Origin of the sequence: Nakamurella sp. (assembly GCF_044224575.1) — a bacterium.
In the GTDB taxonomy this organism is placed as follows: domain Bacteria; phylum Actinomycetota; class Actinomycetes; order Mycobacteriales; family Nakamurellaceae; genus Nakamurella.
Map to the genome: position 1 here is coordinate 280,253 of NZ_JBGAKE010000003.1, position 11,630 is coordinate 291,882.

The 11,630-nt window shown below is 74.4% G+C and carries 9 protein-coding genes; 6 read left to right on the forward strand and 3 right to left on the reverse strand.

The genetic code is table 11. From position 1 onward, the window contains the following. The first annotated feature begins 189 nt into the window (after window positions 1-189). The 3 genes from ACILSK_RS05160 (at window position 190) to ACILSK_RS05170 (ending at window position 4,539) form a co-directional block, all read left to right on the forward strand. Window positions 190-456 carry a hypothetical protein gene (locus ACILSK_RS05160; RefSeq protein WP_395726054.1) on the forward strand — a complete coding sequence of 89 codons (267 nt, stop codon included), beginning with the start codon at window positions 190-192 and terminating at the stop codon, window positions 454-456. Window positions 457-617: 161 nt separating this feature from the next. Further along, the gene (locus tag ACILSK_RS05165; RefSeq protein WP_395726055.1) at window positions 618-3,551 is read left to right on the forward strand and encodes an AAA family ATPase; all 2,934 of its coding nucleotides are present in this window, start codon (window positions 618-620) and stop codon (window positions 3,549-3,551) included. A gap of 4 nt (window positions 3,552-3,555) precedes the next feature. Further along, window positions 3,556-4,539, forward strand: a complete 984-nt coding sequence (locus ACILSK_RS05170; RefSeq protein WP_395726056.1) for a hypothetical protein — start codon at window positions 3,556-3,558, stop codon at window positions 4,537-4,539. A 213-nt stretch (window positions 4,540-4,752) separates the two neighbouring features. Here ACILSK_RS05170 and ACILSK_RS05175 read toward each other — a convergent pair whose 3' ends face one another. The 3 genes from ACILSK_RS05175 to coaA all read right to left on the reverse strand — a co-directional run bounded on the left by ACILSK_RS05175 (window position 4,753) and on the right by coaA (window position 8,634). Beyond that, window positions 4,753-5,595 (reverse strand): aminotransferase class IV, encoded by an 843-nt coding sequence (locus ACILSK_RS05175; protein ID WP_395726057.1) that lies wholly within the window; start codon window positions 5,593-5,595, stop codon window positions 4,753-4,755. A gap of 123 nt (window positions 5,596-5,718) precedes the next feature. After that, window positions 5,719-7,527, reverse strand: a complete 1,809-nt coding sequence (locus ACILSK_RS05180; RefSeq protein WP_395726058.1) for a DUF4157 domain-containing protein — start codon at window positions 7,525-7,527, stop codon at window positions 5,719-5,721. Window positions 7,528-7,662: 135 nt separating this feature from the next. Beyond that, window positions 7,663-8,634, reverse strand: coding sequence for a type I pantothenate kinase (coaA, locus tag ACILSK_RS05185; protein WP_395726163.1), 972 nt, complete (start codon window positions 8,632-8,634; stop codon window positions 7,663-7,665). A gap of 196 nt (window positions 8,635-8,830) precedes the next feature. Between coaA and ACILSK_RS05190 the strand changes: the two genes are divergently transcribed. From ACILSK_RS05190 to ACILSK_RS05200, 3 genes are all read left to right on the forward strand, one after another. After that, window positions 8,831-9,916 carry a YgfZ/GcvT domain-containing protein gene (locus ACILSK_RS05190; protein ID WP_395726059.1) on the forward strand — a complete coding sequence of 362 codons (1,086 nt, stop codon included), beginning with the start codon at window positions 8,831-8,833 and terminating at the stop codon, window positions 9,914-9,916. A gap of 95 nt (window positions 9,917-10,011) precedes the next feature. Continuing rightward, window positions 10,012-10,953 (forward strand): threonine/serine dehydratase, encoded by a 942-nt coding sequence (locus ACILSK_RS05195; protein WP_395726164.1) that lies wholly within the window; start codon window positions 10,012-10,014, stop codon window positions 10,951-10,953. A 56-nt stretch (window positions 10,954-11,009) separates the two neighbouring features. Next, entirely contained in the window at window positions 11,010-11,603 is a 594-nt protein-coding gene (locus tag ACILSK_RS05200; RefSeq protein WP_395726060.1) for a hypothetical protein, read from the forward strand. The last annotated feature ends 27 nt before the right edge of the window (window positions 11,604-11,630 follow it).

The following is an 11,630-nucleotide window of genomic DNA, read 5'->3' on the forward strand; positions in this document are numbered from 1 at the left end:
GGCGAGCCCGGGTCCCGGGCCGACACCAAGGCCGGCCGTAAGGCACCTCAGACCCGGATGAGGTGGCTTCTGAGGTGGTCGAGCGGCCAGGAGTGCGCGTCCTCCCGATCCGCGGCCCACCCCCTTACCGACATCGTGGAACGTGCCGGCGCCAACGGGCCCGGCACTGCCAGTCGGAAGGAAAAGGCCATGACTGCACCGTGGGGGCCGGGATTGGACGCCGAGGTCGCCTACCGTCAGGAGCAGGTTCGGTCGCAGTTCAGGCGGCGGAACCGTCGCTGGTTCCGCCGCACCGCGCCGGCCGCCTCGCCGCCCGCGGCCGTCCCGACCGCCGCGCCGGCGCCGGCCGCGGTCCCGCTGCAGCGCGCCGGCGTCGACGCGACCGACGGTGCGCCGGCCAGCACCCTCCCGACGACGGCCCGAGCCGGGTCGCCGGCGGCTCGACGGGCCGCCTGAGCACGGCCCGGCGGGCGGCCGTCGACCTGGCGGACCGGGGGCGATCGACCCGGTCGGCACCGACGCCCTCAGCGGCACCGGCGGCCCGGTCGTCGGCCGGCCGCCCGAACGAGCCATCGACCCGATCGACGCCGACGGCACTGTCGTAGCCGGCTGCCACTATGGACGACGTGGCAGCGACCGTCGACCTCCCGTTCGTGGGCCGTGTTGATCAGCTCTCGCTGTTCCGCACGGCGCTGGGTCGCGCCCGCACCGGCGAGCCGAGCGCGATCCTGGTCTCCGGTGACGCCGGCGTCGGCAAGACCCGGCTGCTCGCCCGGATGGCCGAGCTGGCGGACGCCGACGGCGCCTGGGTGGTCATCTGCCATTGTGTGGATCTCGGTGACGTCGGACTGCCCTACCTGCCGTTCACGGAGGCGCTTGGCCAGCTGCACGGCCGTTCCGACCGGGTCGATGCGGCGATCGCCGGCCGCCCGGCACTGGCCCGCCTGCTCGACGCGGGCCTGGTCGAACCGGAGACGGGAGCGGCCGGGCAGGCCGCCCGCGGCCAGCTGTTCGACGGCATTGCCTCGGCGATCGGCGCCGGCGGCGGCGCCGACCGACCGCTCGTGCTCATGATCGAGGACCTGCATTGGGCCGACCCGTCCAGCCGGGACGTACTCAAGTTCCTCGTCGCCCGGATGCGGGCCGAGCACCTGCTGCTGGTCGCCAGCTACCGGACGGACGATCTGCATCGCCGGCATCCGCTCCGGCCGGTGCTGTCCGAACTCCTGCGCCATCCGCGGGTCGACCACATCGACCTGGCCCCGTTCAGCCGCGACGAGCTGGCGCAGTTCGGTGCCGCGATCACCGGCCGCCCGGTCCCGGAGCCCAACCTGATGCAGGTGTTGCGCCGCTCGGAGGGCAACGCCTACTTCGCCCAGGAGTTGCTCGAGAGCCAGGACGGCGGCGGCCTCGGACTCCCCGGTTCGCTCGCCGACGTGCTGCACGCCCGGCTGGAACGGCTCGACCCGGCGGTCCAGGCGCTGGCCGGCATCGCCTCGGTGGCCGGCCGGCGCGTCTCGGGCGACCTGCTGTCCGCCGTCGCCCGGGACGAGCCCGACTTTCCCGACGACGCCGCCGTCGACCACACCCTGCGGGAGGCGATCGCTCACCACGTACTGGCCATCGAGGACGCGCGGTGGATCGTGTTCCGGCACGCGCTGCTGGCCGAGGCCGTGTACGGGGACCTGCTGCCCAGCGAGGTGAGCCGGCTGCACCGGGCCTACCAGCGGCGGATCGCGGCAGATCCGTCGCTGGGGTCCCCGGCCGAACTGGCGCATCACGCACAGCGCGCGCACGACCTGCCGGCGGCCCTCGCGGCCGGTTACACCGCCGCCCAGGAGGCCGCCGACATGCTCGCGCCGATGGAGGCGTTGCGGCATCTGGAGACGGTCATCTCCCTCTGGGAGGCCGTGCCGGACGCCGCCGACCGCATCGGCCGGGACCTGATCGACGTCCAGATGACGGCCGCGCTGGCGGCCAGCCGGGCCGGGCAGCCGGCCCGCGCCGCCGGCCTCGCGGTCGCCGCGCTCGACCGGAGCGATCCTGCCCGGGCCGCCCGGCTCACCCCGGCGGCGGCCTCCTACCTGATCGACGACCAGCGGGAGCGCGAGGCGGTGCGCCGGGCCGAACAGGCCCTCGCCGTGCTGGACGCCGATGGACCGTCGGCCGACCGGGCCCGATTGCTCGCCGCCTACGCCCGGTCGGCGCTGAACTGCGACCGCGACGACGAAGCCCGGGTGATCGCCGAGCGGGCGGTCGCCGAGGCCCAGCAGTTCGACGTGCCCGAGGCGGCATCGGACGCGTTGACCACGCTGGGCGTGCTCGCCGTCAACGAGGCCGACCTGGCCGGTGATCTGTTCGGCCGATCGTTGGCGCTGTCCCGGGCGGCCGGCGACCTGACCGCCGAGCTCCGCGCCACGCACAACCTGGCGGCGAACCGGTACTACGCGGGCGACCTGACCCGGGCGGCCCGGATCTGTGCCGACGGGATCGACCGGGCCCGGTCGGTCGGCGTGCTCTGGATGGGGTACGGCGTCGGGCTGCTGCTGTACCGCGAGCTGATCCGGTTCGTCTCCGGCGACCTCACCCCGCCCCCGCCGAGCCGGGATTGGGTACCCGGGGCCGCCGGCACGGTGCTGGCGACCATCGACCTGTACGCGGCCGTCGCGCGCGGTGACGAGGACGCCGTCCACCGCGGGCGGGTCGACGAGGTCGAGTGGCAGCGCGACCCGATGCTGGCCCTGGTGTCCGGCGGCTGCACCATCGACGCCCTGACCTGGGCCGGCGACCACCAGGCCGCCATCGACCTCACCGTGCGGTTGACCGACTTCATGAGCCAGGCCTGGAACGACTACTTCCTCGGTGGCATCTGGCTGTCCGCGCTGGGGCTGGCCGCGGCCGCGGACCGGGCCGAGGTGAGCCGGCTGGCCGGCGGGGCGACGGCCGACCTTTCCGCCGATCTGGGCGTCGGCCGGGCATTTCTCGACCGGATGGAGCGGACGGCCGCCCGCGGGCGCCCCCGGGGCGGCCGGCTGGGGCCGGAGGGTCGGGGGTGGGTGGCCCGGGCCCGGGCCGAGTTCGGCCGGCTGACCGGGCAGAACGAACCCGAGCTGTGGCGGGACGCGGTGGCCGAGTTCGGTTACGGCTACCGCTACGAGGTCGCGCGGTCGCGGTGGCGGCTGGCCGAGGCGCTCGCGGGCCGCGGGGACCGACCCGCCGCGGCCGCGGAGGCGGCCGCCGCGCTGACCGACGCACAGGCGATCGGCGCTCGCCCGCTGGTCGCGGCCGTGCGCGAGCTCGGCCGGCGGGCCCGGCTCGACCTCCCCGGCACCGAACCCGCGTCCGGGGTCGTGCTGACCGGCCGCGAGACGGAGGTCCTGCGGTTGGTCGCGGACGGCCTGACCAACCGGCAGATCGGCGAACGATTGTTCATCAGCGGCAAGACCGTCAGCGTGCACATCTCCAACGTGCTGGCCAAGCTGGGCGCCGGCGGCCGGGCCGAGGCGGTTGCGGTCGCACACCGCCAGGGGCTGCTCGCCGACGGAGAATGAGCCTGTGCCCTCCGACACCGCCGACGAGCTGGTCGCTTCTGCCGTCGACGAGTTGTACGGCGCCGACCCCGAGACGTTCCTGGACCGGCGCACCGCCCTGGTCAAGCAGGCCCGCGCCGACGGCGCCGGCACGGCGTCGAAACAGATTGCCGCGCTGCGCAAACCGACCCGCTCGGCATACGCGATCAACCTGCTGGCACGCACCGACCCGGCCGCCGTCCAACGGCTGCTCGACCTGGGCGAGCAGTGGCGGGCCGCCGAGATGTCGGCGAAGTCGGTCGATGCCGACCAGATCCGCGAGCTCACCCGCACCCGTCGCCGGCTCATCGACGAGCTCACCCGGGCCGCGTTCACCGCGACGGATGAGCGCAACCCCAGCAGCGCCGTCCGCGACGAGGTGGTGGCCACGTTGACCGCGGCCCTGTCCGACGAAGCGGTCGCCGGCGACGTCGAACGCGGCGTGCTCGTCAAGCCCGCCCGGTGGGAGGGCTTCGGCTTCGGTGGGCCCGAGCTGACGCTGGTCCCGACCATCGGCGACGGGCCGGCGACGGCCGCACGCCCGAGCCGTGACCGGCCCGCCGGACGAACCACCGGGCGGCCCGCCGACCGGCCACCGGACCCCGAAGCTGGGGACGGCCGGCCCGCGAGGCCGGTCCGGCTGTCCCCGGCCGAACGCCGAGCGGCTCGCGAGGCCCAGCAGCAGGCGCAGGCACAGGAACTGGAGCAACGCCGAGCCCAGGCGGAGCGGGACGCCGCGCAGGCGCTGGCGGACGCGCGGCACGCCGTCGACGAGGCGCAGGACAACCTGGTGCTGGCCACCGACGAGGAGCAGGCCCGGGTCGACCGGGTGCGCGAACTGGAGGAGGAGATCGCCGAGGCCCGCCGGGCCGTCGATGGTGCCCGTCGGGATGTCCGGCGGGCGGAGATCGCGCAACGCCGGGCGCAGGATGCGCTGCGGCGGCTGGAACGGTCCGACGACCGGGCCTGACCCGGGCCGAGCGCCCTCGGGCGACGCGGTCGCGGCCACCAAGCCGCGCCGGGCACGACGCGAATCTCGTCGAGGCCGGGGGCGCCCGGGGCTCGCCGGCGAGCCGACCGCCGACATCTTCGCCGCGCCGGCCGATGACGGCGCGGCGTTGATGGCTGCGACCGGCCAGCGGCCCTGGCCGGCCCAGCCGCCCGGCCCGCCCAGCGGGCCGGGTCAAGCGGCGGGCATGTCCAACAGCTCGGCCAACTCGCCGGTCAGCCCGCCGTCCGACCGGGGCCGACCGTCGATCGCGACCACCGGCGCGAGCAGGCGCGCGCTCGAGGTCAGCCACACCCCGTCGGCGGCGTGCAGGTCGGCCGTGCCCAGTCGCTCCGTGCGCACCGGCCAGCCGGCGGCGGACGCCGCCCGGAACAATCGCCGCACGGTGATGCCGGCCAGGATCGCCTCGTCCGGCGGGGTGATCAGGGTTCGCCCCCGGGCGACGACCACCGACGAGGTCGGCGCCTCGAGGACCGCACCGTCCGTGCCGATGAAGATCACGTCATCGGCACCGTTCGCCCGGGCGTGCCGCAGGGCCGACATGTTGATCCCGTAGGACAGAGTCTTCGCCCCGGCCAGCAGCCAGGGCGCCGACGCGCCGACGTCGACGGTGAACCCCCGCTCCAGCAGCAGCACCCGTACCCCCGACCGGCGCTGCCGCCGGCTGGACACCGGCAGCTCGGTGCCGAGCAGGTAGCAGACCGGCTCCCCGTGTTCCGGGCCCCGGCTGGCGATCAGCCGCAGCACCATCTGCGACCCGCCGGCCCAGGCCCCGACGACGGCGGCCACCGCCGCCCGCCAACGGTCCGGCGCCGGCACCACCAGGCCGGTGGCCTGCGCCGAGATGGCCAACCGCACCAGGTGCACGTCCAGGTCGCGCGGGTGGCCGTCGACCACCAGCGTCGTCTCGAACACACCCTCCCCGCGCAACACCCCGAGATCGTCCGGCCGGAGCAGCGGCTCCGCCGGGTCGACCAGGGTGCCGTCGAGCAACGCCGCGATGCTGCCATCGGTCACAGCGATCCACCCTAGCGAGCGGGCGCGGACGGACGCCCGGTCCGACGCCCGCAGCGTCCCGCGAGAAGGACCCGTCGGCGCTCGCGTCCCCTGCCCGGGCCGACGTCGCCGGTCGGTTGCCGGTCAGAGACGCCGGTTCGCGGCGACCTGCCGCAGGTGCACTTCCAGCCATCTGGTGATGCCGGGCTCGGGCTTCTGGTCGGCGCTGATGTCGACCACGCCGGAGACGACGAAACTCGCCCCCGGCAACACCAACCACTCCTTCTCGATCTGGTTGACCGAGAGCATGCTGATGTCCCGCGCGTCGGTGACGTCGAACTGGCAGAACACGCTGAGGGTCTGGTCCTTCCGGTTGGGCAGCCGGGTGGCGAACCCCCGTCCGACAGCGGGGTCGGTGGTCAGGCTGGCGAACGTCTTGAAGTTCATCGTCGCGCGGCCGTACTTCTGGTCGAACTCGCGCTGGGTCAACCGCTCACCGCGATACACCGTGCCCACCTTGGGCTCCAGCTTGGCCACCGCCTGCATCATCACCCCGGCGTGCAGGACGCCTTCGGCCTTGAGCTTGCCCAGGTCGGTCTGCGCGTCGCCCTGCCGGCCATAGCTCGACGCCGCCTGATTGTTGAACAGGAGTTGCAGGGCGGGCCGCTGGTCACCCATCCAGGCGTCGTCGCCGGCGACGGCCGGGTTCAAGTACTTGTAGTCCTCATTGGTGAAGGTCTTGATCGCCAGGATCTCCGCCTCGGTCAGGCCGAGGCCGGCGACCAGGTCGACCACCGGCGCCCGGTACTGGTTGGCGGCGCGCGGCGCGAGGGCCGCGCCGGCGAGCGTGCCGGCCTGTTTCGAGGGCTGGTCGCCCACCTGCATGGTCAGCGGCGTCGACGACACCCGCGGGTCGGCCGGCCCACCGAGACCGCTACCCGCCCGGGCGTCCGCGACGTAGCGGCGCTGCGCGAGCAACTGGGCGTGGTCCCGGCTGGCCTCGGCGACGATCGTCTCGACCAGATCGATCTTGGCCCGGTCTCCCTCGCCGCGGTGCCGGTCCAGCCAGTGGTGGCCCAGCGCCCCGATGGTCAGCAGGCTCTGGATGATCTCCAACTCGTCCCGCCGGGCCGGATGCCGGTCGAGCAGCCGGCCGATCTTGTCCAGGGTGTCCTTGGTGCGGGCCCCCTTGCGCACCCCGGCCTTGGACCGCAGCGCGTTGACGTCACCGGAGGTCACCGAGAACCGCCGGCGGACCGCGCCGCCGGCCTGCTCGGTGGCGTCGGGATGCGGGGCGGCGGCCGAGTGCGGGGCGGCGGCCGGGTGCGGGGCCGCGTCAGGATGCGGGGCGGCGTCAGGATGCGGGGCGACGTCAGGAGGCGGGGCGGCCGAACGACGCAGCAGCGGCGCGACCCGGTCCGCCACCCGGTCGGCCATCGCCTCGGCGGGGTCGTCGGCCCGGCCGATGATCGCCGGTGAACCGGCCGCGTCCTGCCCGACATGAGCCAGCTCGTGCGCCAGCAGGTGGCTGCCGCTCGGCGTGGACGGCCGGTAGGCGCCGCGACTGAAGTAGATGTCCGACCCCTGCGTGAAGGCGATCGACTGCACGCTCCGGGTCAGCCGGTCGGCCGTGGGGCCGGTGTGCACGCGCACCGCGGACAGGTCGCGCCGCAGCTCGCGTGCCATCGGCGCGGCCACCCCGGGCGGCAGCGGCTCGCCGCCGCCGCGACGCGCACCCAACGTGGCCAGCACGTCACCCGGCACCCGAGCACCGCCCCACGGGTCGGCCGGCTCGGCGCCACCGCCGGCCGCCGGGCGGGCCAGACCCGGGATCGGTCGGACGTCGACCGGCGCCGGTTCGGGTTCCACATCGGGACCGGGGTCGACGGCCTGCTCCGCGCGGCGCGCGGCGGCCAGCACGGCCGGCCGGGACCGCAGTGTCGACCGCCTCATCGCGCACGCGTCATGGGTCGCGGCGCCGGCTCGGGCGGCTGGCCGGCCCTGGTGCTGATCACCCGCAGCTCCTGCCTCGTCTGCCCCCTGACCAGCATAAAGTCCGGATCGAGCCGGCGCCAGGGCCGGACGCGATCAGAGCTTGCGCAGCCGGATCCGGCTGACTGAGTGGTCCGCCCCCTTGGTCATCACCAGGGTCGCGCGGCCGCGGGTCGGCTGGATGTTCTGAACCAGGTTCGGCTCGTTGATGGTCGACCAGATCCGGTTCGCGGTCTGGATCGCCTCGTCGTCGGTCAGGTCGGCGTAGCGGCGGAAGTACGAATCCGGGTTCGCGAATGCCGTCGATCGCAGCCGGAGGAACCGCTCGATGTACCAGCGGCGGACGTCCACCGGGTTGGCGTCCACATAGATGGAGAAGTCGAAGAAGTCGGGCAGGGCGAGCACGCTGCGTCCGGTGTCGTCCAGCGAGGCGGGCTGCAGCACGTTCAGGCCCTCGACGATCAGCACGTCCGGCCGGCGCACCACCACCTCCTCGCCCGGCAGGATGTCGTAGGTCAGGTGGGAGTACCGCGGCGCCCGCACCTCCGGGGCGCCCGACTTGACCTCGACGACGAACCGGAGCAGCGCCCGCCGGTCGTAGGACTCGGGGAATCCCTTGCGGTGCATCAGGTCGCGCTGCTCGAGCACCGCGTTCGGATACAGGAAGCCGTCGGTGGTGACCAGCTCCACCCGGGGGGTGTCCGGCCAGCGGGCGAGCATCTCCTGCAGCACCCGGGAGGTGGTCGACTTGCCGACGGCCACCGACCCGGCGACGCCGATGACGAAGGGCGTGCGTTCGGTGCGCTCCTTGAGGAAGGTGGTGGTCACCTGGTGCAGCGCATCGACGCCGCCGACATACATGGTCAGCAACCGGGACAGCGGCAGGTAGATCTGCTGGACCTCGTCGAGGTCGATGGGGTCGCCGAAGCTGCGCAGCCGCTCGATCTCGGCCGCCGTCAACGGCAACGGGGTCGACTCGGCCAGTTCGGCCCAGACCGGCCGGTCCATCTCGACGAACGGGGTCACGCCGTGCCCGTTGAACAGCGGAGCCCGCTGCCGTCGAGCCATGCGACGGGACAGCGCGGTCACCGGTGCCACCGGGACATCGCTGTCATCAGCCACGCTGCGCCATTCTGCCGGGCCGGACCGGCACCGGCCGGACTCATCGACCCCCTTCCATGTGACCTGCGCCTCATCCGGCGCTCGGCCACGAGCTGACCCGGTCGAGGCCCGCCACCGGCTCCGGGCTCCTACCATGGGCGGCATGGCGCCACCGCAGGTCCGACCCCCGTCCCCATTGCTCGCCCTCCCGGGGGCGGTCGCCGCCCAGGGCTTCGACGATGGCATCGCCTGGCACTACGGCGACCCGATCGCCGAGCAACGGGCCGCGGAATCGAGCGCGGCGCTGTTCGACCGGTCCAACCGGGAGCTGATCACGGTCACCGGCGACGATCGGCTGACCTGGCTGCACACCCTCACCAGTCAACATCTGTCCGACCTGGCGGACGGGGCGAGCACGGCCGCGCTGGTGCTGTCCCCCACCGGGCATGTCGAGCATCACGCCGTCGTCACCCATCACGACGGCACGGTCTACCTGGACACCGAGCCCGGAGCCGGAGCCGCGCTGGCCGGCTATCTGGACGGCATGCGGTTCTGGTCCAAGGTCGAGGTGGCGTCGACAGGCGACCTCGCCATCCTCACCGTCGCCGGCCCGCGGGCGGCCGCCATTGTCGACGCGGTCGACGCGGCCGCCGGCCACCCCCGGTTCACCCGGCCGACCGCGGAGGGCATCGACCTCGTGGTTCCTCGCGCGGAGCTCGGCGCGACGGCCGCGGCGCTGCGGGCGGCCGGGGCGACCCCGGCCGGCAGCTGGGCCGCGGACGCGCTGCGCATCCCGACCCGGCGCCCGCGCTGGGGCGTCGACACCGACGAGAAAACCATCCCGAACGAGGTCAGCTGGCTGCAGACGGCGGTGCACCTGAACAAGGGCTGCTACCGCGGGCAGGAGACCGTCGCCCGGGTGCACAACCTGGGCCGGCCGCCGCGCCGGCTGGTCATGCTCAACCTGGACGGCTCGGGCGGCACCCTGCCCGAGACCGGCGACCCGGTCACCACCGGCGCCGGCCGCACGGTGGGCCGCTTGGGCACCGTCGCCCAGCACCACGAGCTGGGGCCGATCGCGTTGGCCCTGGTCAAGCGGGCCGTCGAACCTGGCATGCCGCTGCTGGCCGGTGCGATCGACGCATCGGTCGATCCCGACGACACCGCCGAGGGCACCGGCGGCGCCGCGAACGAGGTGCCGCGGTCGGCGATCGACCATCGCGCCTTCAGCCAGATCCGGCGCGGGTGAGACGGGAGCCAGGCTTGCGGAGCGAACCACCGGACCGGTCAGCGGCACCGCAGCCGGGTCACCGGGACCCCGCGGCGGGCGCCGCCCCGCCCGACCTGGTCACCATCGACCTCATCGAGGACGCCGCCACTCTGATCCGGCCGTACGCGGTGCGCACCCCGTTGCTGCCGGCGCCGTGGTCCGGGCTCTGGCTCAAGCCGGAGAACCTGCAGCCGATCGGCGCGTTCAAGATCCGGGGGGCAGTGACGGCGATCGCCCGCCTCGATCCGGCCCGGCGGGCCGGCGGGGTGCTGGCCCACTCGTCGGGCAATCACGCCCAGGCCGTCGCCTACGCCGCCCGCGCGTTCGGAACCCGGGCACACATCGTCATCCCGGACAACGCCCCCCATCGCAAGGTGCAGGCCACCCGCGACCTGGGTGCGACCGTGGAGCTGGTGCCGATCGAGCAGCGGTTCAGCCGGCCGGCGGAACTCGCCACGCTGACCGGCAAGCCGATGATCCCGCCGTTCGACCATCCGGACGTCATTTCCGGGCAAGGCACCGTCGGCCTGGAGATCGCCCAGGATCTGCCCGACGTCGACGTCGTCCTGGTGCCGGTATCCGGCGGCGGGCTCATCTCCGGCGTCGCCGCGGCGATCACCGCGCTCGCCCCGCACGCGAAGGTCATCGGCGTGGAACCGGAGCTCGCCGGGGATGCCGCCGAGTCGTTCCGGGCCGGCCGGCGGATCCCGTGGACACCGGCGCAGACCGCCCGGACCATGGCCGACGGCCTGCGCACGTTCACCGTCGGCGAGCTGCCCTGGGCGCACATCCGGGCTCAGGTCCACGACATCATCACTGTCACCGAGGACGAGATCGCCGACGCCACCCGCCGCCTGATCCTGCAGGCCCGGCTGGTCGCCGAACCGAGCGGAGCCGTGTCGACCGCCGCCTTCCTGCACCACCGGGACCAGCTGCCGGCCGGCCGGACCGTCGCCGTGGTGTCCGGCGGCAACATCGACCCGGCCGTGCTGCGCCGGCTGCTGGAGCAGGCATGACCGGCCGAATCGAGGGGCCGGTTTCCGGCGTTTCCGGACGCGCGGAACGACCGGAAGTGGCCCCTCGGTCGTGGCCGGACCCGACCGGCACGCTGATCAGCGTCGCGCCGGCCGCCTGCGAGCTCGGGCACCTGCTCCGGCTGGCCATCGACGCCGAGCAGGTGGGCGCGACCCGCATCCATCTCGCCGTCGACCAGCCTGACTTCGTGGCCGCCGTCGCCGGGTTGCGCGGCCAGACCGACCTGGTGATCACGGCCGACCCCGACCACGACGGCGCGGACCTCGTCGACCGGGTGCCGCCGGACTTCACCGAGGTCGTCCTCGACGGCGACGACCCGACCACCCTCACCGCCGAGGTGGCCCGGATCGCGGCCGCGGCCCGATCCGAGATCAGCGTCGGCGGGCGTGGGCCGGCGGCGGTGCCGGTGCTGTTCGCGGCCATCGCGGTCGGCGCCGACCTGCTGGTCGGCACTGCACTGTCCCCACCGGAACCGGCCGACCCGGTCGCCGGGATTGCCAGGGCCGCCGGGCAACGGGCCGCCGGACGGGACGACGCGGCGCTGGTCGCCCGGGCCAGTGGGCTGGCCCGGATCGCCGGCCGGGCCCCGACCCAGGGCCGGGCCGCCCGATCGCGGTGGCACGTGGGCTGACCCCCTGGATGTCGGCCGGGGCGGACA